Annotated in this window: 21 protein-coding genes; 15 read left to right on the top strand and 6 right to left on the bottom strand. The window is 74.6% G+C overall.

The window, feature by feature from the left end:
• Positions 1–40 precede the first annotated feature (40 nt).
• Positions 41–718, bottom strand: coding sequence for a Crp/Fnr family transcriptional regulator (locus AC6CH9_RS12270; RefSeq protein ID WP_426309629.1), 678 nt, complete (start codon positions 716–718; stop codon positions 41–43).
• Between the two features lie 97 nt (positions 719–815).
• On the opposite strand from AC6CH9_RS12270, the gene nth reads away from it, so the two are divergent.
• Entirely contained in the window at positions 816–1,541 is a 726-nt protein-coding gene (nth, locus tag AC6CH9_RS12275; protein ID WP_498155126.1) for an endonuclease III, read from the top strand.
• A 3-nt stretch (positions 1,542–1,544) separates the two neighbouring features.
• Here nth and AC6CH9_RS12280 read toward each other — a convergent pair whose 3' ends face one another.
• Complete coding sequence (locus tag AC6CH9_RS12280) at positions 1,545–2,495, bottom strand: alpha/beta fold hydrolase (protein ID WP_498155127.1); 951 nt, start codon at positions 2,493–2,495, stop codon at positions 1,545–1,547.
• Positions 2,492–3,262 carry a winged helix-turn-helix transcriptional regulator gene (locus AC6CH9_RS12285; RefSeq protein WP_498155128.1) on the bottom strand — a complete coding sequence of 257 codons (771 nt, stop codon included), beginning with the start codon at positions 3,260–3,262 and terminating at the stop codon, positions 2,492–2,494. The genes AC6CH9_RS12280 and AC6CH9_RS12285 overlap by 4 nt, the downstream gene beginning before the upstream one ends.
• A 280-nt stretch (positions 3,263–3,542) precedes the next feature.
• Between AC6CH9_RS12285 and AC6CH9_RS12290 the strand changes: the two genes are divergently transcribed.
• The 3 genes from AC6CH9_RS12290 to AC6CH9_RS12300 are packed head-to-tail and all read left to right on the top strand — an operon-like array spanning position 3,543 to position 5,275.
• Positions 3,543–4,277, top strand: a complete 735-nt coding sequence (locus tag AC6CH9_RS12290) for a hypothetical protein (RefSeq protein WP_378219024.1) — start codon at positions 3,543–3,545, stop codon at positions 4,275–4,277.
• Positions 4,274–4,756 (top strand): thioredoxin family protein, encoded by a 483-nt coding sequence (locus AC6CH9_RS12295; RefSeq protein WP_498155129.1) that lies wholly within the window; start codon positions 4,274–4,276, stop codon positions 4,754–4,756. Before AC6CH9_RS12290 ends, AC6CH9_RS12295 begins: the two co-directional genes overlap by 4 nt.
• Positions 4,757–4,795: 39 nt before the next feature.
• A complete protein-coding gene (locus tag AC6CH9_RS12300) occupies positions 4,796–5,275 on the top strand; it encodes a DUF4395 domain-containing protein (protein WP_498155130.1) in 480 nt (159 codons plus the stop codon).
• A 33-nt stretch (positions 5,276–5,308) separates the two neighbouring features.
• On the opposite strand, the gene AC6CH9_RS12305 is transcribed toward AC6CH9_RS12300, so the two are convergent.
• Positions 5,309–5,704 carry a DsrE family protein gene (locus AC6CH9_RS12305; RefSeq protein WP_498155131.1) on the bottom strand — a complete coding sequence of 132 codons (396 nt, stop codon included), beginning with the start codon at positions 5,702–5,704 and terminating at the stop codon, positions 5,309–5,311.
• A gap of 261 nt (positions 5,705–5,965) precedes the next feature.
• On the opposite strand from AC6CH9_RS12305, the gene AC6CH9_RS12310 reads away from it, so the two are divergent.
• From AC6CH9_RS12310 to dtd, 8 genes are all read left to right on the top strand, one after another.
• Positions 5,966–6,562: a heme-binding beta-barrel domain-containing protein gene (locus tag AC6CH9_RS12310; RefSeq protein ID WP_047232347.1), complete on the top strand. Its 597-nt coding sequence runs from the start codon at positions 5,966–5,968 to the stop codon at positions 6,560–6,562.
• Positions 6,563–6,624: 62 nt separating this feature from the next.
• Positions 6,625–7,767, top strand: coding sequence for a CAF17-like 4Fe-4S cluster assembly/insertion protein YgfZ (ygfZ, locus tag AC6CH9_RS12315; protein WP_498155132.1), 1,143 nt, complete (start codon positions 6,625–6,627; stop codon positions 7,765–7,767).
• Complete coding sequence (locus AC6CH9_RS12320) at positions 7,764–8,912, top strand: FUSC family protein (protein ID WP_498155133.1); 1,149 nt, start codon at positions 7,764–7,766, stop codon at positions 8,910–8,912. The genes ygfZ and AC6CH9_RS12320 overlap by 4 nt, the downstream gene beginning before the upstream one ends.
• Before the next feature lie 79 nt (positions 8,913–8,991).
• Entirely contained in the window at positions 8,992–9,309 is a 318-nt protein-coding gene (locus AC6CH9_RS12325) for a type II toxin-antitoxin system Phd/YefM family antitoxin (RefSeq protein ID WP_498155134.1), read from the top strand.
• A gap of 7 nt (positions 9,310–9,316) precedes the next feature.
• Positions 9,317–9,754, top strand: coding sequence for a type II toxin-antitoxin system VapC family toxin (locus tag AC6CH9_RS12330; RefSeq protein WP_498155135.1), 438 nt, complete (start codon positions 9,317–9,319; stop codon positions 9,752–9,754).
• 10 nt (positions 9,755–9,764) lie between these two features.
• The gene (locus tag AC6CH9_RS12335) at positions 9,765–10,097 is read left to right on the top strand and encodes a DUF2516 family protein (protein WP_313663758.1); all 333 of its coding nucleotides are present in this window, start codon (positions 9,765–9,767) and stop codon (positions 10,095–10,097) included.
• A 7-nt stretch (positions 10,098–10,104) separates the two neighbouring features.
• A complete protein-coding gene (locus AC6CH9_RS12340; protein WP_498155136.1) occupies positions 10,105–11,148 on the top strand; it encodes an asparaginase in 1,044 nt (347 codons plus the stop codon).
• Positions 11,145–11,585 (top strand): D-aminoacyl-tRNA deacylase, encoded by a 441-nt coding sequence (gene dtd, locus AC6CH9_RS12345; protein WP_498155137.1) that lies wholly within the window; start codon positions 11,145–11,147, stop codon positions 11,583–11,585. The genes AC6CH9_RS12340 and dtd overlap by 4 nt, the downstream gene beginning before the upstream one ends.
• A 626-nt stretch (positions 11,586–12,211) precedes the next feature.
• On the opposite strand, the gene AC6CH9_RS12350 is transcribed toward dtd, so the two are convergent.
• Positions 12,212–13,243 (bottom strand): CorA family divalent cation transporter, encoded by a 1,032-nt coding sequence (locus tag AC6CH9_RS12350; RefSeq protein WP_498155138.1) that lies wholly within the window; start codon positions 13,241–13,243, stop codon positions 12,212–12,214.
• Entirely contained in the window at positions 13,243–13,440 is a 198-nt protein-coding gene (locus AC6CH9_RS12355) for a hypothetical protein (RefSeq protein ID WP_498155139.1), read from the bottom strand. The genes AC6CH9_RS12350 and AC6CH9_RS12355 overlap by 1 nt, the downstream gene beginning before the upstream one ends.
• Positions 13,441–13,950: 510 nt before the next feature.
• On the opposite strand from AC6CH9_RS12355, the gene AC6CH9_RS12360 reads away from it, so the two are divergent.
• The 3 genes from AC6CH9_RS12360 to AC6CH9_RS12370 all read left to right on the top strand — a co-directional run bounded on the left by AC6CH9_RS12360 (position 13,951) and on the right by AC6CH9_RS12370 (position 22,136).
• Positions 13,951–17,010: a helix-turn-helix transcriptional regulator gene (locus tag AC6CH9_RS12360; RefSeq protein ID WP_498155140.1), complete on the top strand. Its 3,060-nt coding sequence runs from the start codon at positions 13,951–13,953 to the stop codon at positions 17,008–17,010.
• A 258-nt stretch (positions 17,011–17,268) separates the two neighbouring features.
• Entirely contained in the window at positions 17,269–19,176 is a 1,908-nt protein-coding gene (locus AC6CH9_RS12365; RefSeq protein WP_498155141.1) for a glycosyl hydrolase family 18 protein, read from the top strand.
• A gap of 305 nt (positions 19,177–19,481) precedes the next feature.
• Positions 19,482–22,136, top strand: a complete 2,655-nt coding sequence (locus tag AC6CH9_RS12370; RefSeq protein WP_498155142.1) for a glycosyl hydrolase family 18 protein — start codon at positions 19,482–19,484, stop codon at positions 22,134–22,136.
• Positions 22,137–22,325 lie beyond the last annotated feature (189 nt).

The following is a 22,325-nucleotide window of genomic DNA, read 5'->3' on the forward strand; positions in this document are numbered from 1 at the left end:
GGACCGGGTCGCCGACCCCGTTCTCGTCGGTGACGGTCGGTCAGCGCGCGCGGCGCTCCAGGCGGTCCATGTCGAGCAGGACGACGGCCCGGCCCTCGCGGCGGACCCAGCCGCGCGTCGCGAAGTCGGCGAGCGCCTTGTTCACGGTCTCGCGCGACGCGCCAACGAGCTGCGCGAGCTCCTCCTGCGTGAGGTCGTGCGCGACGCGGGTGCCCTCGTCCGTCTCCTCGCCGAAGCGGGTCGAGAGGTCCAGCAGCGCCTTGGCGACGCGGCCGGGGACGTCCGAGAAGACGAGGTCGGCCAGCGTCTCGTTGGTGCGGCGCAGGCGCCGCGCGAGGGCGTTGAGCAGGTGCTTCGCGACGCTCGGGTGCTTCTCGATCCACTCGACGAGCTGGTCGTGGCCGAGCTCGTAGATCACGGAGTCGGCGACGGAGCTCGCGGTCGCGGTGCGGGGGCCCGGGTCGAAGAGGGAGAGCTCGCCGAACATCTCGCCGGGGCCGAGGATCGACAGGAGGTTCTCGCGGCCGTCGTTGGAGCGGCGCCCCAGCTTGATCTTGCCGCTCGCGATCACGTAGAGGCGGTCGCCCGGCTCGCCCTCGCGGAACAGCACGTCTCCGCGCGAGAGCTCGATCTGCTGCATCGACTCGAAGAGGGTGCGCGTCTCGTCCGCGTCCATCGTCGCGAACAGGGGGGCGGAGAGCACAACGTCGTCGTCCACGCGGGGTGTCCTATCGTCTCGTCCTCGGAAATGTTCCAGGACAAGTCTGCCCTACCGCTGCAACTCGGGTGTCGGGGGCGGCGGCTACGGTGGGTCCGTGACCACCACGGAGCAGGCCCGCGCGGGGGCGCCGAAGCCCGAGTCGCACCTCGCCCTGGTCCGGCGCGCGCGCCGCACCAACCGCGAGCTCGCCGTCACCTATCCGGACGCCCACTGCGAGCTGGACTTCACGACGCCGCTCGAGCTGCTGATCGCGACGGTCCTGTCCGCGCAGACGACGGACAAGCGCGTGAACCTCACGACCCCCGCGCTGTTCGCGCGCTACCCGGACGCCGCGGCCTACGCGGGTGCCGACCGGGAGGAGCTCGAGGACCTGCTGCGTCCCACCGGCTTCTTCCGGGCGAAGGCGCAGTCCGTCATCGGCATCGGCCAGGCCCTCGTGGAGCGGTTCGACGGCGAGGTGCCCGCGCGACTGGAAGATCTCGTGACCCTGCCCGGTGTCGGCCGCAAGACGGCGAACGTCGTGCTCGGGAACGCGTTCGGCGTGCCGGGGCTCACCGTGGACACCCACTTCGGCCGCCTCGTGCGCCGCCTGGCGTGGACCACCGAGGAGGACCCGGTCAAGGTCGAGCAGGTGGTCGGCGGGCTCGTCGAGAAGTCCGAGTGGACGATGCTCTCGCACCGGCTGATCTTCCACGGCCGCCGGGTGTGCTTCGCGCGGAAGCCCGCGTGCGGCGCGTGCACGATCGCCCGGTGGTGCCCGTCGTTCGGCGTCGGCGAGGTCGACCCGGTCAAGGCGGCGAAGCTCGTCAAGACGGGCTGAGGGTCAGCGCTCGCGCTCGGCCCGCGCTGTCGTCGGGAGCCAGTCCAGCAGCAGGTCCGTCACGGCGTCGGGCGCCTCCTCGGGGAGGAAGTGGCCGGCGTCGTCCACGACCTCGAAGCGGAAGTCGCGGGCCAGCGCGGCACCGTCGGCGTCGGCGAGGTCGCGACGCACGAGCCCGTCCTTCTCGGCGTGGACCTGGAGCGCGGGGACCTCGACCGGCCGGCGGAGCGCGGCGAGGAAGCGACGGCCGTCGGGGCGGGGCGTCGACCGCACGGCCCAGCGCAGGGACTCCATCGCGGTGTGCGCCGCGAAGGGGATGCGCATGACGGTGCGGTAGGTCTCGACGACGTCGGGTGCGAAGGGCGTCGCCGCACCGGCCGCGAGCACCTCGGCCACGAGGTCGCCGCGGACGAGCGCCCGCTCCGGCAGGGTGGGCACCTGGTAGAACGCGAGCTGCCGCAGCGCGGCGGGCGTGAGCAGACGACGCGCGGAGGTGTGCATCCGTGCGGGGTGCGGGGCGGAGAAGGCGGCGACGCCGGCCGTGACGGCGGGCTGGAGCGCAGCCATCGCCCAGGCGAGGCTGCCGCCCGTGCCGTGCCCCACGACGACGGCGCGCCCGGACCCGAGGGAGCGCACGACCCCCGCGATGTCGCGCGTGCGGGTCGGGGCGTCGTAGCCGATCGGCGGCTTGTCGGAGGCGCCGACCCCGCGGATGTCCATCGCGGCGACGCGGTAGCCCGCGGCCGCGAGCGGCTCGATCTGGTGGCGCCAGGCCCACCAGAACTGCGGGAAGGAGTGCAGCAGGACCACGAGGGGCGGTCCCGGGTCGCGCACGCCGCGGTCCTCGGGACCCGCGAGCGCGACGTGGAACCGCGCGCCGTTGGCCGGGACGAACTCATGTCGCCACGGGCCGTCGGGCAGGGCGGACGTGAAGTCGGAGGGGTCGGGCGTCACCCGGACGAACCTACCGGGGTCCCGGGTCCGCTGTCGGCCGACGAGCCGGCGGAGTCTGCCCCGGCCTCGCCGGCGCCCTCGGCCGGGCGGCGGTCCTTCGGCGGGTCGAACCGGTACCCGACGTTGCGCACGGTCCCGATGAGCTGCTCGTGCTCGGGGCCGAGCTTGGCGCGCAGGCGCCGGACGTGGACGTCGACCGTGCGCGTGCCGCCGTAGTAGTCGTAGCCCCAGACCTCCTGGAGGAGCTGGGCGCGCGTGAAGACGCGGCCCGGGTGCTGCACGAGGTACTTGAGGAGCTCGAACTCCTTGTACGTGAGGTCGATGGGGCGGCCGCGCAGCCGGGCCGTGTAGCCGCTCGCGTCGATCGCGAGCTCGCCGGCCGCGATCTCCTGCGGCCCGTCCTCGGCGGGCCCGCGCGCGGACCGCTCGATGACGAGGCGCAGCCGCGCCTCGACCTCCGCTGGGCCCGCCCCCTCGAGGAGGAGGTCGTCCGCGCCCCACTCGGCGGTGACGACGGTCAGGCCGCCCTCGGTGAGGACGAGCACGAGCGGGACGGTCAGGCCGGTCGCGTGCAGGAGGCGGCACGTGGTGCGGGCCGCGACGAGGTCGCGCCGCGCGTCGAGCAGCACGACGTCGGAGTCCGGTGCGTCCACGAGCGCCGACGGCTCCATGGGCAGGACCCGGATGCGGTGCGAGAGCAGGCCGAGCGCGGGCAGCACCTCGACGGAACCGCCTGTCGCGGGGGTGAGGATGAGCAGGTCTGCCATCCGACACCTCCTTCCGGGTCGCGGGGCGCGGGCGGCGCCCCCGGGCGTCGACGCGTGGCGACCGGGCCGGGACGTACCTCTGCCGGGCTCGCCACGTCATCGGCCACGTTCTCGGTCCGTGGATGGTTACCGTATCGCGTGCCGGGCGCGGAGACGGCGAACGTCTCACGGGCGCGCGCGCCGGGGCCGGTAGGCGGTCCGGCGGGAGACTCTGCGACACTCTGAGGCGTGCTGCACGACCCGACCACCTCCCGCGACCCCCGAACGGGGCGCTGACCGCGTGGACCTCTCGACCCGGGCCGTCGTCACGGCCTGCCTCGCCGCAGGCATCGCCGTCGCCGCGTTCTTCGGTCCGCTCCCGCTCGCCGCGGCGTCGGGGGCCCTGGCGCTGATCGTCGCGATCGGGTGGCCGCGCCTGCTCGACATCCCCGTCCACGGCGGGACGCGCGTCGTCATCGCCCTCGCCGGGCTCGGTGCCGTCGGCGCCACGGCCGCGACGCACGGCGAGCCCGCGCTGCGCCACCTGCCCGTCGTGCTCGCCCTCGCCGTCGTGCTCGCCTTCGTGGCCGAGCTCCTGCGGCGCGACGGGCGGCCGCGCCTGGTCGAGTCGCTCATCGGGACGGTGAGCGGGATCGTCGTCGCGACGTCGTGCGCGGGCTGGATCGCGACGGGCCGCACCGACGCGGGCGAGTCCCTCGTCGTGACGTGCGCGGTGGCGCTGGCCGTGGCCTCGGCGGTCTCCGCGCTGCCGCTCGGCGGGTGGACCAACGCGGCGCTCACGCTCGGTCTCGCGGTCGCCGCGGGCGGCGCCGTCGGGTACGTGATGCCCGACCTCGACCTGCTGAGCGGCGTCTGGTCCGGCGTCGTCGCGGGTCTGCTCGTCGCGTCGCTCCATGCGCTGTTCGACCAGCTCCCGGAGCTGCGGGGCCGCCTCGGCGCGTTCTCCGCGACGGCGCTCCCGGTCGCCGTGGGCGGGACGCTGATCTTCGTCGTCGGGCGGGTGATCGTGGGATGACGCCCTCCGCGCTGCCCGTCGTCCTCCTCGGGGTCACCCTGCTCGCGACGCTCGCGCTCGGCATGTGGTGGCAGCGGCGTCAGGGGGTCGTGCGGACGGCGCGCACGACGTCGTCCCGAGCCTCGGCGGACCAGGACGGGGCGCTCTTCGACTGGCCCGCCCACGGCGTCGCGCTCGGTGCCCGGAGGACGTTCGTGCAGTTCTCCGCGGAGCTGTGCGCGCCGTGCCGGGCGACCGCACGCGTCCTCGGCGAGGTGAGCGCGACGCACGACGACGTGACGCATCGTGAGATGGACGTCGACGACCACCTCGACCTGGTGCGAGCATTCGGCATACTGCGCACGCCGACCGTCCTCGTGCTCGACGCGGAGGGCCGGGAGGTCGCCCGCGCGAGCGGGGGCATGAACCGAGCCCAGGCGCTCGCGGCGCTGGCCGTCGCGGACCCGGGCTCCGTCCCCGCGAGCGAGCGCGACGCCTGACCGCGCCGTCCCCGACGGCCAGAACCCGAGGGAGACCGCATGAGCGACCAGGCCGGCCGTGGGGACACCGCCACCGAACCCCCGGCGGCGCCCGCCGGCATCGACCCGCGCGGCCCGCGTGCGGGCGCCGGGATCACGGCGGTCCTGCTCGCGGTCGTCATCTTGCTCTGGACGTCGCCCGCGGCGCTCGCGCTGCTCGCCGTCGTCGCGGCGAGCTTCCTGCTCGGTGCGGTCCGGGGCGCGCAGGGCACGTGGCAGGCCTGGGTCTACCGCATGCTGATCCTCCCGCGCATCGGCCCGACGGCGGAGCGCGAGGACCCCCGGCCGCCGCGGTTCGCGCAGGCGGTCGGCCTCGTCATCACCGGCGCGGGGGTCGTGCTGGGGCTGCTGGGCGTCGAGGGGGCCGTGCCCGCCGCGGCGGCGCTCGCGCTGGTGGCCGCCGTCCTCAACGCCGCGTTCGGCCTGTGCCTGGGCTGCGAGCTGTACCTGCTGCTGCGTCGGGTCGCGCCCGCGCGCTGACGCCCCCTGGACGTGGGCGGACGGGTGCCCGGGTCAGTAGACGAGGGCCTGCGCGCCCTCGCGCAGCGCCTCCTCGACGAACACCGCGGCACCGGCGATGCGCACGCCGGGCAGCACGTCGTCGGCCGTGATGCCGCGACGTGCGGCGCACTGCGTGCAGACGGTGAGGGTGCCGGCGGCGAGCACGGCGTCGAGCAGGTCGGGCAGCGGGGCCGCGTGCTCGAGCTCGAGCTCGGCGGCACGACCCGGGAGCCCGAACCACGCGGCCTCCCCGGTGAGCCACACGCTCACCTCGACGCCCGCGGCCACGGCCGCGGCGGCGACGGTGAACGCCTGGTTCGCGGCCTCGGGGCGGTCGAGCCCCGACGTGGCCTTGACGACGAGCGAGCGCGGACGGGGGGCCGCGGCGAGCGGCGCGGTGTCGGTCACGCGGCCGAGCGTATCCCTCCGCCGGAAGCCGCTCCCGGGCCGCGACGTGGCGCGGCCGCCCGGCCGGTAGGATCGGGCGCATGAGTCCGCACACTCTCGAGCTGATCTTCCTCGGCCTGCTCCTCGCGGCGACGGTCACCATCACGTGGTTCGCGGGATACGTCGTCTACAAGCTCTACAAGGGCCAGCGCTGACGCTGCCGCGCGGGACCGTGCCCCGCGCGTGCCCGTCGCCCGGCCCGACTCCGAGAGGTGGTCGCTGATGCCGTTCGAGTTCCCCGAGGGCCTCGCGCCCGAGGTCTACCCGCTCGCCTGGCTCGTCGGGAGCTGGCGCGGCGAGGGGGTCGTCAAGTACCCGGGCATCGAGGAGACGCCGTTCGTCCACGACGTCGTGTTCGACCACGACGGCGGCCCGTACCTGCGCTACGAGTCGACGCTGCGCGTCCTCGAGGCCGAGGTCCCCGAGACCGTCCCGGACGAGGGTGCCTGGCCCGAGCGTGACGGCGCGACCCTGGACGCCGCGGCGGCGGACGCTCCCGTGTGGTCCACCGAGACGGGCTACTGGCGCGTCTCGACGGACCGACCCGACGGTCTCGAGGACGACCGCCACCCGCTCGAGGTGCTGATCGCCGACCCCGCGGGCCGCGTGTCCGTGTACCTCGGCGCGGTCGGCAACGGCCGGGTGGACCTGGCGAGCGACCTCATCGCGCGCACGTCCACCGCGTCGGAGGTCACCGCCTCGAAGCGGCTGTACGGGTTCGTCGAGGGCCAGCTCCTGTGGGTCTGGGAATTGGCGGCCTTCGGTGAGCCGTTGCAGTCGTACGCGTCCGCGAAGCTCACCCGGCGCCCGTCGGCCTGACCGGCGCCCCTCGCCAGGAGCACGCCAGCAGGCCCGGACGCGCCGACGAAGGAGGACCACCCGTGACCACCGGCTACACCAGCCCGCTCCTGTCGCGCCACGGCGCGGTGCCCGCGACCGGCCCCGACGAGGGCGTCGCCTGGCACTACGGCGACCCGACGGGGGAGCAGCGCGCCCTGCGCACGGGCGGCGCCGTCGTCGACCAGTCGCACCTGGGCGTCGTCACGGTCACGGGCCCGGACCGGCTGAGCTGGCTGCACTCCATCACGTCGCAGGACCTGACGAACCTGGCCCCGCGCACGTCCACGGAGCTGCTCGTCCTCTCCCCGCAGGGGCACGTCGAGCACGCGGCCTCCGTCGTGGACGACGGGGAGACGACGTGGCTCGTCACCGAGCGCTCGCACGCAGCCGACCTCGCCGCGTGGCTGGACCGCATGAAGTTCATGCTCCGTGTGGAGATCGCCGACGCGACCGACGACTGGGCGGCGCTCGGCGAGCCCGTCGACGCCGAGGGCGCCGAGGGCGAGCCGGTCACGTGGCGCGACCCGTGGCCGCGCGTCACGGGCGGCGGCACGCGCTACGGGCCGCCCGAGGCCGAGCATCCCGGCACGGAGCGGCCCTGGCGGCTCGTGCTGGTGCCGCGGGCCGAGCTGTCCGACGCCGTCGCGGCGCGCGAGGCGGCCGGGTGGCGGCTCGTCGGCACGTGGGCGAGCGAGGCGGCGCGCGTCGAGGCGTGGCGGCCGCGGCTCGCGACCGAGATCGACCACCGGTCCATCCCCCACGAGACCGACTGGCTGCGCACCTCCGTCCACCTCCACAAGGGCTGCTACCGGGGCCAGGAGACCATCGCGCGCGTGCACAACCTCGGTCGCCCTCCGCGCCGGGTCGTCATGCTGCACCTCGACGGCTCCGGCCACCTGCTGCCCGGGCCGGGTGCCGAGGTCACGCTCGACGGACGCGCCGTCGGTGCCGTGACGTCGGTCGCGCGCCACCACGAGCTCGGACCGATCGCGCTCGCGGTCCTCAAGCGCAGCGTCCCCGAGGACGCTGAGCTCCTCGTCGACTGCGACGGCGGGGCGATCTCCGCGGCGCAGGAGGTCGTGGTGCCGGGCGAGGGCGTCTCCGTCGACCGCCCCGCCCCGCGCGGCCCCGTCGGTCGCGGGATCACGCCTCGCGGCGAGGGCGCGCCCACGAGCATGCTGTGAGCCGCAGGCCGGCGTCCCGCGAGGACCCCGGTCCCGGCGCGGTCGACGTCGCCCGGACCGCGTGGCGCCGGCTCCTCCTGCGGGCGCGGATCCGGCAGGGCGCGTCGCGCGTCAGAGTCGCGCTGTGGCCCATCCTCCAGGCCTCGGCCGCGGCGGGTCTCGCGTTCGGCATCGCCCGGTACGGGCTGGGCCACACGGCGCCGTTCTTCGCGCCGGTCTCCGCGTGGATCTGTCTGGGCTTCAGCCAGGACCGCCAGCTCCGGCGCGTGCTCGAGCTCGCGGTCGGGGTCGCGATCGGCGTCGGGCTCGGCGACCTCGTGGTCCACGCGATCGGGTCGGGGTGGTGGCAGGTCGCCGTCGTGCTCGCCGTCTCCGCGCTCGCGGCCCGCTTCATCGACCGCGGCGCGATGCTCACGACGCAGGCCGGCGTCCAGGCGATCGTGATCGTGGGTCTCCCGGCGGCGCAGGCGGGCGGACCTCTGGGTCGGTGGACGGACGCGCTCGTGGGCGGTGCCGTCGCGCTCGCGGTCGCCGCGCTCACGCCGGGCGACCCGCGGCGTCGGCCCCGGCTGCTGGGCGCGGAGGCGACGACGGAGCTCGCCGCGGTGCTCGACGTCCTCGCGCGGGGGCTGCGCGCACGCGAGCGCGCCGACCTCGAGGCGGCGCTCGTCAAGGGCCGCGCCTCCGAGGGGGCGCTCGAGGAGTGGCAGGCGGCGGCGTCGTCGGCGCGCGAGCTCGCGCGCGTGAGCGCGGCGGGGCTGCGGCACCGGGACGAGCTCGGCGGGCTCGAACGGCAGGCGGTGCTCGTGGACCGCGCGATGCGCAGCGTGCGCGTGCTCGCGCGGCGCGCGATGCCGGTCGCGAGCGGCCCGGACGAGCGGGAGCTCGACGGCGTCGCGGACCTCGTCGCGCGGTTCGGCGCGGGCGTGCACGTGCTCGCGGAGGCGGTCGGCGCCGGGCGTGACCCGGCGGTGGCGCGCGAGGTCCTCCTCGAGGTCGCGCACGGTGCGGACCCGCACGCTCTCGGCGACGGCGACTGGCAGGTGCAGTCGCTCGTCATGCTCGTGCGGTCGCCGATCGTGGACCTCCTCGAGGCGGCCGGGGCGTCGCCGGAGCAGGCGCGCGACGCCCTCCCCGAGCTCTGAGCGGGCGATCCTGGCCTGCCGGGCGAACCGGACGATCTTCACCCTGCACAGCGGCGCCCCGGGCCGGTACCGTCGGGGCATGGAGGTCCCCGTCAGCGCCCTGCGCGCCGAGCTCAAGTCATGGATCGAGCGGGCCAGGGAGGGCGAGGAGGTCGTCATCACCGAGCGCGGCGTCCCCGTCGCCCGGCTGACCGGCGTCGCGACGGCCGACCTCGTCACCGAGCTCGTGCGCGACGGCGTCCTGGTCCCCGCGGCGGGCGAGCGCCCCGTCCACGCCGTGCCCGGCGGGGACACCGACGCGCGGCCCGCGAGCCCGGACGGCGGGCGACCCGCCGACGGTGCCCGGTCGGCCCGTGGGGGCGGCGTGGCGGCGCTCGTCCGCCGGATCCGGCGCTGAGGCCCCGATGGCCCTGGTCTACTTCGACGCGAGCGCGCTGGTGAAGCTCTGCGTGCCCGAGGCTGGCTCCGCGCTGGCGAGCCGCTTGTGGAACCGCGCGGACGTCGTCGTGACGAGCCGCCTCGCCGACGTCGAGGTGCGGGCAGCCCTCGCCGCCGGCGCCCGCGGCGGCGTGCTCGACACCCCGGGGCACGCGCGCGCCCTCGGCACGTGGGACGTGCTCCGCCCGGCGCTGCACGTGGTGGAGGTCTCCGGCGACGTCGCCGACCGCGCGGCGGAGCTCGTCGCGGCGGGCGCGCTGCGCAGCAACGACGCGGTGCACGTGGCGAGCGCCCTGGCCGTCGCGCACGACGACACGATCGTGGCGGCCTGGGACCCGCACGTGGTCACCGCCGCACGGTCGGTCGGGCTGCGGGTGGTGCCGTGGCCGCTCGGCAGACCGTAGGCTCGTGCCCGTGGGAATCATCGGGTCGCTCCAGTGGATCGTCTTCTTCGTGCTCATGCTCGTCGTGTTCGTGACGGAGCTCGTCGCGCTCGTCGACGCGATCCGACGTCCCGCGAGCGCGTTCACGGCCGAGGGCAAGCTGACCAAGCCGATCTGGCTCGCGATCCTCGGCGTCGCGGCAGCCCTCGGATTCGTCTCGCTGCCGCCGATGAGCGTCGGGGGCTTCTTCGGGATCATCGGCGTGGTCGCGGCGATCGTCTATCTCGTCGACGTGCGTCCCCGGCTCCTGCCGTACGGCAACGGCCGCGGCAACGGGTCGTCCGGACGTCCCGGCGGCTGGTGACCCGCCGGTGACTGCGCACGTCCAGGGCGGGATCGAGCGCGCCGCCGTCCCGCTCGCCGAGGTCGTCCGGGGGGACCTGGTGGAGTCGGTCCACGCCGGGCACCTCGTCCTGCTGGGCGAGGAGGGTGAGCCGGTCCTGGAGCGTGGCGACGCCGACGCCGTGATCTGGCCGCGGTCGAGCGTCAAGCCCTTCCAGGCGGTCGCGATGCTGCGGCACGGTCTCGCCCTCCCGCCCCGGCTCCTCGCGCTGGCCGCCGCGAGCCACAACGGCGAGCCGGTGCACCTCGCCGGCGTCCGGGAGATCCTCGAGGGCGTCGGGCTCGACGAGTCGGCGCTGCGGAACACGCCCGACATGCCGCTCCACCCGCCCGCCGCGTTCGCGTGGCAGCTCGAGGGGCACGGCCCGTCAGCGATCACGCAGAACTGCTCGGGCAAGCACGCGGCGATGCTCGCGACGTGCGTCGCCGCCGGCTGGGACACCGCCACCTACCTGGACGTCGACCACCCCCTCCAGGTCGCGGTCCGCGAGACCGTCGCCGAGGCGACCCGCGTGCCGGTGGAGCACGTGACGGTCGACGGCTGCGGCGCGCCGCTCTTCTCGACGACGGTGCGCGGCCTCGCACGAGCGTTCGGGCACCTCGCGGCCGCCCCGGGGCGCGACCCGCTCTCCCCGGAGGCGCAGGTCGCGCGCGCGATGTCGGCGTTCCCGGAGATGGTCGGCGGGACGGGCCGGGACGCGACGCTCGCGATGCGCGCGGTGCCCGGCCTGGTCGCCAAGGACGGTGCGGACGGCGTCTACGGCGCCGGCCTGCCCGACGGCGGCGCGCTCGCCTTCAAGGTGCTCGACGGCGGCTCCCGGTCGCGGCCCGCGGTGCTCGCCGCCGCGCTCCGGCGCCTCGGCGCGCTCGGCGTGGCGGGGGCCGACGACGCGGCGCTGACCGCGCTCGGCGACGTGCCCGTGCTCGGTGCGGGCCGGCCCGTGGGCGTCGTGCGGCCGGTCCTCGACGGCGCGACCGCGGTCCCGAGCGGTGACGCGGAGCGCCGCTCGTGAGGGCCGTCGTGCAGCGCGTCTCGCGCGCGAGCGTGAGCGTCGTGGCCGAGGACGGGACGACGGAGGTGGTCGGGGCGATCGACCGCCCGGGTCTGCTCGCGCTCGTCGGCGTGACGCACGACGACGGCGACCCGCAGGTCGAGACGATCGCGCGCAAGATCGCCGAGCTCCGGATCCTTGCGGGGGAGCGCTCGGTGCAGGACGAGGGCGCGCCGGTGCTGGTCGTCAGCCAGTTCACGCTGTACGCCGACACGAAGAAGGGCCGCCGACCGTCGTGGAACGGTGCGGCGCCCGGGCCCGTCGCCGAGCCGTTGGTCGAGGCGGTCGTGGCGCGGCTGCGCGAGCGCGGGATCGAGGTCGCGACCGGGCGGTTCGGCGCGCACATGGCCGTCGAGCTCGTCAACGACGGCCCGGTCACGCTCCTCCTCGAGGCCTGACCGCCTCCGCGCCGAGCACCCACCCCGGTGCGCCGAGGTAGAGCCGTGGTTGCGCGAGGTAGAGCCGTGGTTGCGCGAGGTAGAGCCGTGGTTGCGCGAGGTAGAGCCGTGGTTGCGCGAGGTAGAGCCGTGGTTCTTGGGCTCGACGGCGTGTGGTTGCGTTGGGTGGTCGGGGTGGGTGGTGGTGCCGCGTCTACCATCCGCCGCTCGTTCCTCGCGGCTCCCGCCAGGCCCGCCACGACACGGCACCACCACCCACCCCGCCCGGCTTCGACCCACCCTGGTCTTCGCCCACCTCGGGCGACCGCCCGCGGTGGCGGTTCAGTCGAGGGGCGCCGACCGGCGCCTCCTGGGCGATCGGACGGTCGGCCGTCGGCGACGCTGCAGCGCAGGGCGAGCGGACGTCGTCGGACCAGGCCTCTACCTCGCGTGACCACGGCTCTACCTCGCGCGACCAGGGTTCTACCTCGCGCGACCAGGGTTCTACCTCGCGCGACCAGGGTTCTACCTCGCGCGACCAGGGTTCTACCTCGCGTGACCACGGCTCTACCTCGCGTGACCAGGGCTCTACCTCGCGTGACCAGGGCTCTACCTCGGCGGAGCGGGCGCGGGCGGGGTCGTGGAGGTCAGCGGAGCCAGCCGCGGCGCTTGATGTAGGCGAGCGGGATGACGGCCGCCACCAGGGTGAGCAGGACCGTGACGGTGAAGCCGGAGGGGCGGTCGAGCTCCGGCATGTGCGTGAAGTTCATGCCGTAGAACGACGCGATGAGCGTCGGTGGCAGGAACACGGCGGTGATGATCGTGAAGACCTTGACGATCTGCGCCTGCTTGACGTCGAGCGAGGTCATGATCGCCTGCTGGAGGTAGCGCACCTTGTCGTGCTCGAACCCGGCGTGCTGCTTCACCCCGTCGATGTCCGCGACGAGCGTCTCGACGAGCCCGGCGAGCACGGGGTCGGAGTCCGCGATCTCGCTGCGCAGGTGCCGTGCGGCGCGGGCGAGCGAGAGCTGGGACTCCTGGGCGCGAGACACGATCTCCTCCGCACGGTTCATCCGGGTGATGGTCTCCTGCATGTCGCTCACCCCGATCTCCCGGCCGCGGGAGTCGACGCCGCGCGTCGCCTCGTCGATCTCGTCGGACATGTCCTCGAGCAGGTCGCTCGCGTACGACACGACGCGGTCCGCGGCCTCGTTGAGCGCGTACAGCAGCGCGTACGCGACGCCGTAGGAGGAGCCGATGAGCCACGGGGTGCGCCGCATGCGGGCGATCGCCTTGTCGAAGACGCCGTAGTGCCGCTGCGGCTGGGCCGTCACGACGACGTCGGGGGAGAGGGCGAGCACGACCCGCTCGTAGGCGACCCGGTCGCCGTCGCGTCGCGTCGCGGTGACGGGGAGGTACACGTGGGCGTCCGTCTCCCAGACCCGGCCGCCGGCGGCGGCGAAGTCGACGCCGTGCTCGGCCGCGCGGGCCGTCGCGTCGGGGTCGCCCACGCCGACCTGGACCCAGCGCGAGCGCAGGACGCGCGGGTCGAACCGGGGGGTGCCGGTGCCGTGCGCGCGGGCGTGGAGGTCCAGCCCGCCGCGCGCGGGGGCGGGGAGCGCACGGTCTGCGCCGGGTGCGGGAGCGAGGCTCGTGGGCTCAGGCAGCGTCGTCGTCATCAGACACCTCCGGCCGTGACGTGCGCGAGCAGCAGCGCGACGCAGATGAACACGTACAGGCCGACGGTGAAGGAGATCGACTGGCGTTCCAGGTTCGGTCGGACGCGGCGTCGAGGGGGCCGACCGGCGCGCGCTTCCCGCAGCGTCGGGCGTGCGGGGCGGGTCCGGGTCTCGGTGGCAGGCGAGCGCTGTGTCATGGTGGTCGTCCTTCTCGGCGGGCCGACGACCACGGGCGGACGCCACGGGGTGGGTGGCGGGCGCGGGCGGGTCGGCGGGTGCGTCAGCGGGTGGTCCAGCGGCGCGCACGACGGCGCGCGCGGTGCGCACTGGCGACCTCCCCGCGCGGGACGACGGCCGGTCGCGGGAGTCCTCGAGGAGCGCGCCGACTCAGGCGACGGGCTGCGGGCCACGGAGGGTGAGCGCGCAGTGCACGGTTCTATGACTGCTGCCGTCCGGCATGGGGCTCACCTCGCTCTCGTGGCGGCGGCGCCGTGGGCGCCGCACCCAGGTCGGGGCGCACGAGAACCGTGGCCGCGACGGGGATCGAGGCCAGGCTAGCCCTCCCGTCCAGGCGGGGCAAGCGGCGTCGGCCCAGGTGGCGATCGTGTGACGGCCGGGAAACGATGAGGTGATCCCTTGTTTACGGAGGGTTGTTAACATTTCATCCGGTCGACGGGCGAAGAAGCCCCCGGACGGAGGGTCCCGACATGTCAGAACAGCTCGACTACCTGGTTCCCGAGCCGCACCGTCGCGCGGACACGCGGTCCGCACGACGGCTCGAGCGGCTCTCCTCCCGCGCGCAGGAGGTCGACCGCGCGCTCGCGGCCGTGGGCGAGGGCAAGGGCGGCCTCGTGTGGACGGCCGAGCCGGGCATGGGGGCGAGCGCGACGCTCGAGCTCGTGTGCGAGGCCGTCGCGTCGCAGACGTTCGCACGCCCGACGCTCACCCTGCGGTGTCGTCCGCCCGCGGGCGTGCCCGCGCCGGGCTCCGCCGTCGTGTCGCTCGTGTCCCAGGTGTCGCAGCTCGCGGGCGGCGTCGTCCCGGAGCGTCTCACGCGCGTCCTCGAGCCGGTCGACCCTGGCTTCGGATACCTCCCCGAGGTCGCGGCGGTCGCGCTCGCCGAGCTCCTCGTGGAGTCGTTCGACGGCGCCACGGTCGTGCTGGTGGCCGACGACCTGCACCTCCAGGACGAGCTCAGCAGGTCGGTCCTCGCCAGCCTCGTCGCGCAGCGCCATGCGCCGGTCGTGCTCCTCGGGACGGCGACCGCGGGCGCGCTCGAAGCGACCTCCGGGCCGTTCGAGCTCCGCGCCGTCCCGCCCCTCGCGCCGGCTGACGCCCTGCACCTGCTGCTCGTCGAGCGCCGGCTCGCGGTCGCGCCGCACGTCGCGGCCCGCCTCGCGGGGCTCCTCGGCGGCAACGCCGCGGCGCTGACGCAGACGGCGGCGCTGCTCACACCGGAGCAGCTCTCCGGGGGGTCGATCCTCCCGGACCCGTTGCCGGCCGTCCCCGCCGTGCGCTCCCTCTTCGCCGACCGCCTCGCCGCCCTCAGCGAGGGGGAGCGGCACGCGCTCCTGGTCGCGGCCGTCGCCGTCGTGGACCGGACCGAGCTGCTGCTGTCGGCGACCGGCCTCGCGATGGACGTGGTCCTCGACGGCCCGCTCGCCGAGCACCTCTCGCTCGTGGGCGGCCGCTTCGCGTTCGTCGACCCGCGCATGCGGTCCCTCGTCCATGCGGACGCGCGGCTCGCCGAGCGTACGGCGGCGCACGTCGCGCTCGCCGAGGCGCACCGCCGGTCGGGGGAGGAGGACGTCGCGGTGTGGCACTCGGCGCTCGCGACGCTCGTCGGCGACCCCGCGCTCGTGCCGGGGCTGCTGCGGATCGCGCGTCGGCACCTGGACCGCGGGGACGTCGTCTGGGCGCACGAGGTGGCACGCGAGGCCGCGAGCCAGGCAGCGACCGAGCACCGCGCCGAGGCGTTCGCGATCGCGGGCGTCGCCGCGCTGCGGACGGGCCACGTGCAGGACGCGGCGGACTGGCTGCGCAAGGCGTCGCGCAGCGGTGACGACGCGCTGCGCGCTCGGACGCTCGGGCCGCTCGTCGCCGCGCTGACGCTCGCCGAGGGTCAGGTCCCCGACGACGTGCTCTCGCCCTACCTGCGCGGCGGGCAGCCCGACGACCTGGCGCCGGACGCCGTGGCGGGCGTCGTGTCGGGCGTGCTCAACGCGGCGCGGCTGCACGCCGAGCGCGGCGACGGCGTGAGCACGTCCCAGCTCCTCGACACGGCGACGTTCCTCGCGTCCTGGTGCGACGACGACGCGACGGCCGCCGGGCTCGCGCTCGCGCGCTCCTGGGCCGCGGTGTTCGGCGTGGGCGAGCGCGCCGCCGTCCCCGACGTGGACCTCGGGCCGGACCACGAGGCGTCGGTGCAGGTCGGGCGAGCCCTCGCGCTCGCGGCCGACGACCGGCTCGAGGACGCCGCGCAGACGCTCGCGAGCGTCGTCGCGTCGCTCGCCCCGGTCCGCGACGGCGGCCGCTGGTTCGACGGCCCGGACACCGCGCTGACCCCGCTGGCCGAGGCGCACGTGCGCCTCGCGCAGACGCTCGTGCACCTCTGGCGCGGGACGCTCACGCGCGCCGCCGACGAGCTCGCCGAGGCGGCGTTCCGCCTGCCGATCGGGCTGCCGTTCGCCGGTCTGGGGGTCGCGGCCGCCCGTCGCCTCGACATGATGACCCGGGGCGTCGTCGGCCCGGTCGCGACGGCGCTCGAGGAGACGTGCGCGAGCCCGACGTCCCGCCCGGTCCGGCTCGGGCTCCTCGTGGACCGGGCGATGGGCGCGGCGTTCGCGCACCACGTGACCCAGGCAGCCACGCTCCTGGAGCTCGCGGCGGAGCGCGAGCGTCCCGACAGCGCACGCATGCTCCCGCTGCCGGGCCTGGACGACGTCGAGGCGTGGGTCGTCGCAGGACGTCACGACGCGGCGCAGCGCGCGCTGGCCCGACGGAAGGTGGACGCGAAGGAGCTGCCGCCGTCGCTGCGGTCGGCGACGCTCGTCCGGGCCGACGTGTCCCTCGCCGCGCCCGAGGACCTCGCCGCGCCGCTCGAGCGGGCGACGCGGGTGAACCGGACCACGGCCTCGCCGTACGAGCACGCGCGGACCGACCTCTGCGCCGCGCGCGCACTCGTGCGCGCGGGCGAGCTCCAGCGTGCGCACGGACTCTTCCTGTCCGCGATCGAGCTGTTCGACGACGCGGGTGCGGACGCCTGGACGACGATCGCGCGGGACGAGCACGCGGACGTCGTCCGGTTGCTCGGCGGGCCGGTGGCCGACGACGCCGCCGGTGGCCCGGCAGCGACCCCGCTCGGGACGGCGCCCGGCGGGGTGCCGTCCGGGTCGTGGGCCGCGGCGGCGCGCGCGGCCGGGCTGCACGCGCCGCTGCCGGGAGTCCTCGGTGGGCACCGACCGGGCACCGAGCCGGTGGTGGAATCCCGGCCCACACCGCCGGACGCGTGCCGGCTCGCCGTGCGGGAGAGCGACGTGTCGGACGAGGCGCTCGCCGAGCTCCGGGGGCGATGGTCCGACGAGCTCACCGAACGTGAGCTCGACGTCGCGCTGCTCGTCGTCCAGGGCGCGTCCAACCGCGAGGCCGCGGACCAGCTCTACCTCTCGGTGCGCACCGTGGAGGTGCACCTCGGCCGGGTGTTCCGCAAGCTCGGGGTGCGCTCGCGCGTCGAGCTCACCGTGCTCGCGCACCGTGTGGGGCGCTGAGGGGAATCCACGACCCGCGTGGCCGCGGTACGTACCGAGTCGCCGACGCCAGGGGGATTCGATCCATCTCGTCCGCTTCTGGGAGCCTTTGTCCTACGGGGGAACCCTTACGCCGCGGGTAAGTTCGCACCATGAACAATGTGGGAAGCGCGGATAACGCCACGGTGCCCGCGTCATTACGTTCGAGAGGACCCGAGGGCGACGGCGACTCCGGAGGACGGCGACGCGGCCCACCGCACCAGCAACGAGGCAGGACCCATGGACGTGTCCCTCTTCTCCAGAACACCCCGCGCCGGGCGCCGGCGCGGCGCGCGCGTCGCGGCGCTCGCGACCGCTGCGGCGCTCGTCGGCGGGCTCCTCGCGGGAGTCGCGCCGGCACAGGCCGCCGAGGTCGCACCCGCCGCCGTCTCCCACCCGGGCGACAGCGACGTGAACGGCTACCGGAACGTCGGCTACTTCACGCAGTGGGGCGTGTACGGCCGCAACTTCCAGCTCAAGAAGGTCCAGGACTCCGGCGCTGCCCAGGACCTCACGCACATCAACTACTCGTTCGGCAACATCCACCACCAGAACCTCACGTGCTTCATCGCCAACAAGGCGCAGGGCACGGGGCCGAACGGTTCCGACGGCGCCGGTGACGCGTGGGCGGACTTCGGCATGGGCTACACCGCGGCGAGCTCCGTGGCCGGCGTCGCCGACACGTGGGACCAGCCGCTCGCCGGCTCGTTCAACCAGCTCAAGCAGCTCAAGGCGAAGAACCCGCAGCTCCGCGCCCTCATCTCCATCGGCGGCTGGACCTGGTCCAAGAACTTCTCGAAGGCCGCCGCGACGCAGGCGTCGCGCGAGAAGTTCGTGTCGTCGTGCATCGACATCTACATCAAGGGCAACCTCCCCGTGATCGACGGCCGCGGCGGGGCCGGCGCTGCCGCCGGCGTGTTCGACGGCATCGACATCGACTGGGAGTGGCCCGGCTCGAACAACGGCGAGGTGGGCAACTACGTCGACACCGTCAACGACCGCGCGAACTTCAAGCTGCTGCTCGCCGAGTTCCGCAAGCAGCTCGACGCGTACGGCGCGCAGACGGGCAAGCACTACCTGCTCTCGGCGTTCCTCCCGGCCAACCCCGACGACATCGCGGCGGGCGGCTGGAACGACCCGGCGATCTTCGAGTACCTCGACTACGGCAACGTCCAGGGCTACGACCTGCACGGCGCGTGGGACCCCGCGCTCGCCGGTCCGCAGGCCAACCTGTACGACGACCCCGCCGACCCGCGGGCTGCCAACCGTCGGTTCAGCGCCGACAAGGCGGTGCAGGAGTACCTGCGCAGCGGCGTCGACCCGAGCCAGCTCGGCCTCGGCATGGCCATGTACGGCCGCGGCTGGAAGGGCGTGACGTCCTCGGCCCCGTGGTCGGCGGCGTCGGGAGCCGCCCCCGGCACCTGGGAGGCGGGCAACGAGGACTACGACAAGCTCCGCACGCGGGGCCAGGACTACTTCGACCCGGCGACGGTCTCGGCCTGGCGCTACGACGGCGACCAGTGGTGGGGCTACGACAACGCGCGGTCCGTCGCCGCCAAGGCGGAGTACATCGACCGCCTGAACCTCGGCGGCGGCATGTGGTGGGACCTCTCCGGAAACCACGACGGCACGCTGCTCGGGGGCTTCACGGACAAGATCCGTGCGCTCCCGGCGGGTCCGGTCGACGGCACGGACGGCCCGACCGACCCGACCGACCCGACCGACCCGACCGACCCGACCGACCCGACCGACCCGACCGACCCGACGGACCCGACCGACCCCACGGACCCGACGGATTGCCTGGCCGCGTGGTCGTCGAGCGCGGTGTACACGGGCGGCGCGACGGTGTCGTTCGAGGGGAAGAACTACCGCGCGAAGTGGTGGACCCAGGGTGACCGTCCGAGCGCGGGCGGCCCGTGGGAGGCGACCGGCACGTGCGGCGCGACCGACCCCACGGACCCGACCGACCCGACGGACCCGACCGACCCGGGTACGTGCACCGCCCCCGCGTGGTCGTCGAGCGCCGTCTACACCGGCGGCGCGACGGTCTCCTACCAGGGCCAGAGCTACCGGGCGAAGTGGTGGACGCAGAACAACGTCCCGGGCGCGGAGCAGTACGGCCCTTGGGAGTCGCTGGGCGCCTGCTGACGCCCGGCCCTCGTCGCCCCTGACGGCGCCGGTCGCCACGAGCGACCGGCGCCGCCGAGCGGGACCCCGTCCGCGACGTGGTCGGCGGCTGGTGCGGTGACGAGTCCTGTGCACCCGCCCGTGCACCCTCCCCTCGACGCGCCACCGGCGCTCCCGTCGTCGACCGCCGTCGTGACGGGTCCCGCTCGGCACCTCTCAGCAACCCCTCAGCACCCGTCGGTCGCCCTCCCCCGGGCGACCGTGCCCGACGCGACGCCGTCCGGCGTCGTGCGCAGCAACCCAGCAGATCGAGGTACCCCATGCGGTTGTCCCTGACCCCCCGGGCGCGCGCCCCCCGCGCTCCCGGACGCCGCCCACAGGTCGTCGCGGCCGTCACGACGCTCGCCGTGCTGGCCACCGGCCTCGCCGGTGCCGCGGCCGCGCAGGCCGCGACCCCCGTCGTCGCCGCCGCGACCACGGCGTGCGCGGACCCTTGGTCCGCCACCCCGGCCTACGTGGGCGGCGCGACCGTCTCGTACGGCGGCCAGAACTACCGGGCCAAGTGGTGGACGCAGAACAACGTCCCGGGCAAGGAGCAGTACGGGCCCTGGGAGTCGCTCGGAGCGTGCGGCGACACCCCGACCCAGGAGCCGACGACCGACCCGACGACCGACCCGACGACGGACCCGACGACGGAGCCGACGACCGATCCCACGACCGACCCGACGACGGATCCCACGACCGACCCGACGACGGACCCTACGACCGACCCGGCCGCGAACCCGGACGAGAAGTGCCGCCCTGACGGCATGGCGCAGACGCCCGGCGTCCGGACGCCCTACTGCGACGTGTACGACGAGAGCGGGCGCGAGAAGCTGCCGAACGGTCTCGACCGTCGCGTCATCGGCTACTTCTCGAGCTGGCGGACCGGCGCGAACGGCCAGCCGCGCTACCTCGCGAGCGACATCCCGTGGGACAAGCTCTCCCACATCAACTACGCGTTCGCACACATCGACGGGAACGACAAGGTCTCGGTGAACGCCGGTGCGGCGGGCAACGCGGCGACCGACATGACCTGGCCGGGCGTCGCGGGCGCGGAGATGGACCCGACGCTCGACTACACGGGCCACTTCAACCTGCTGGCGAAGTACAAGAAGGCCCACCCGGGCGTCAAGGTCATCCCCGCCGTGGGCGGCTGGGCCGAGACGGGCGGCTACTTCGACGCGAGCGGCAAGCGCGTCGCGTCCGGCGGGTTCTACACGATGACGGAGTCGCAGGCCCGGATCGACACCTTCGCGGACTCGGTCGTCGACTTCGTCCGCCAGTACGGGTTCGACGGCATCGACATCGACTACGAGTACCCGACGTCCAACAACCAGGCCGGCAACCCGGACGACTTCCCGATCTCCGACAAGCGGCGCGGGCAGCTCTTCCAGGGCTACGTGAACCTCATGAGGACGCTGCGCGAGAAGCTCGACGCGGCGGGCGCGCAGGACGGCGAGTACTACATGCTCACCACCGCGACGCCGTCGTCGGGGTGGCTGCTGCGCGGCATGGAGGTCTACCAGGTCACGCAGTACACGGACTACGTCAACATGATGACGTACGACCTGCACGGCGCCTGGAACGAGTACGTGGGTGGCAACGGCGCCCTGTTCGACGACGGCAAGGACCCCGAGCTCGCGGCCGGCGGCGTGTACAGCGCGTACAAGGGCATCGGCTACCTCAACGGCGACTGGGCCTCGCACTACTTCCGGGGCGCCATGCAGTCCGGTCGCATCAACCTGGGCGTGCCCTTCTACACGCGCGGCTTCCAGGGCGTCCAGGGCGGCACCTACGGCATGGGCGGCACCGCGAAGGCGCCGGCCGGGTTCCTCTGCCCGGCGGGCACCAACAACAAGTGCGGCTACGGCGCGGAGGGCATCGACAACCTCTGGTACGACAGCGACCCGCAGGGCAACGCGGTCCCGGCCGGCGTCAACCCGATGTGGCACGTGCTCAACCTCGAGAAGGGCGTGACGGGCGACTACGTCTCCGCGTACGGCGTCACGGACACGATCCAGGGCACGTACGAGCGCCACTTCGACCCGGTCACCAAGAACGAGTGGTGGTGGAACGCGCAGACGAAGACGTTCCTCTCCGGCGACTCGACCGAGGCGATCGCCGCCAAGGCGGACTACGTCGCGGACACCGGGCTCGGTGGACTGATGATCTGGGAGCTCGCGGGCGACTTCGGCTACGACCAGGCGAAGGGCCAGTACGAGATCGGCAGCACGCTCGTCGACCTCATGCACAGCAAGCTCTCGGCCACGACGCCCTACGGCGCGTCGAAGGCGAACGCCGACCGGAAGATGCCGACGCAGGCGCTCGACGTCGACATCCGGTACACGGAGTTCGCGCTCGGTGACAACAACTACCCGATCTCGCCCAAGGTCGTCTTCACCAACAAGGGTGCGAAGGACATCCCGGCCGGCGCGACGATCTCGTTCCAGTACGGCACGACCGACCCGGGCGAGATGAGCGACTGGAGCGGCTTCAAGACCACCGTCACCGCGAAGGGCCACACCGGCGACAACGTCGGCGGCCTCGACGGCGACTTCCACACCGTGCAGTTCACGGTCCCGACGGGGGGCGTCCCGGCGGGTGGCTCGATCACGAACCAGCTCAAGTGGTCGATGCCGGTCGCCCAGTTCTCCAACGTGATCGTCACCGTCGACGGCGTGGACTACGCCACGACGTACGACCACCCGCGCGGCGTCACCGTCGTCGACCTCCCGGGCTCCGGGGGCGGCGAGGGACCGGGCGGGCCGGGCACCGGCACGGGGACGTGCACCGCACCGGCCTGGACCGCGGGCACGGTCTACACGGGTGGTGCGGTCGTGAGCCACGGCGGCCACGTGTGGACGGCGCGCTACTGGACCCAGAACGACACCCCCGGCGCCTCGGCGTGGGGTCCGTGGGCCGACGGCGGCGCGTGCTGAGGCACCACCGGCGTCCCTGACGAGGTCCCCCTCGGACGGCTCGCGGGTACGGGGAATCCCGTACCCGCGAGCCGCCATCGTGTGGGTCTCACGCATCTCCACCCGTGTTCGCGCTCGCTAGCGTGACAAGACCGACGAGGTCTCCGCAGCTCTCCCCAGTGGGCTGCGGAGACCTCCGACCGTGAAAGG

It is taken from the genome of Cellulosimicrobium sp. GQ32, from assembly GCF_059758455.1.

What these genes read in the sequence shown, in the direction of transcription:
- AC6CH9_RS12300 (WP_498155130.1), top strand. Translation starts at nt 4,796, where the DNA reads ATGAGCGACCAGGCCGGCCGTGGGGACACCGCCACCGAACCCCCGGCG.
- AC6CH9_RS12330 (WP_498155135.1), top strand. Translation starts at nt 9,317, where the DNA reads ATGGCCCTGGTCTACTTCGACGCGAGCGCGCTGGTGAAGCTCTGCGTG.
- AC6CH9_RS12295 (WP_498155129.1), top strand. Translation starts at nt 4,274, where the DNA reads ATGACGCCCTCCGCGCTGCCCGTCGTCCTCCTCGGGGTCACCCTGCTC.
- AC6CH9_RS12350 (WP_498155138.1), bottom strand. Translation starts at nt 13,243, where the DNA reads ATGACGACGACGCTGCCTGAGCCCACGAGCCTCGCTCCCGCACCCGGC.
- AC6CH9_RS12355 (WP_498155139.1), bottom strand. Translation starts at nt 13,440, where the DNA reads ATGACACAGCGCTCGCCTGCCACCGAGACCCGGACCCGCCCCGCACGC.
- AC6CH9_RS12360 (WP_498155140.1), top strand. Translation starts at nt 13,951, where the DNA reads ATGTCAGAACAGCTCGACTACCTGGTTCCCGAGCCGCACCGTCGCGCG.
- AC6CH9_RS12325 (WP_498155134.1), top strand. Translation starts at nt 8,992, where the DNA reads ATGGAGGTCCCCGTCAGCGCCCTGCGCGCCGAGCTCAAGTCATGGATC.
- AC6CH9_RS12285 (WP_498155128.1), bottom strand. Translation starts at nt 3,262, where the DNA reads ATGGCAGACCTGCTCATCCTCACCCCCGCGACAGGCGGTTCCGTCGAG.
- AC6CH9_RS12365 (WP_498155141.1), top strand. Translation starts at nt 17,269, where the DNA reads ATGGACGTGTCCCTCTTCTCCAGAACACCCCGCGCCGGGCGCCGGCGC.
- AC6CH9_RS12310 (WP_047232347.1), top strand. Translation starts at nt 5,966, where the DNA reads ATGCCGTTCGAGTTCCCCGAGGGCCTCGCGCCCGAGGTCTACCCGCTC.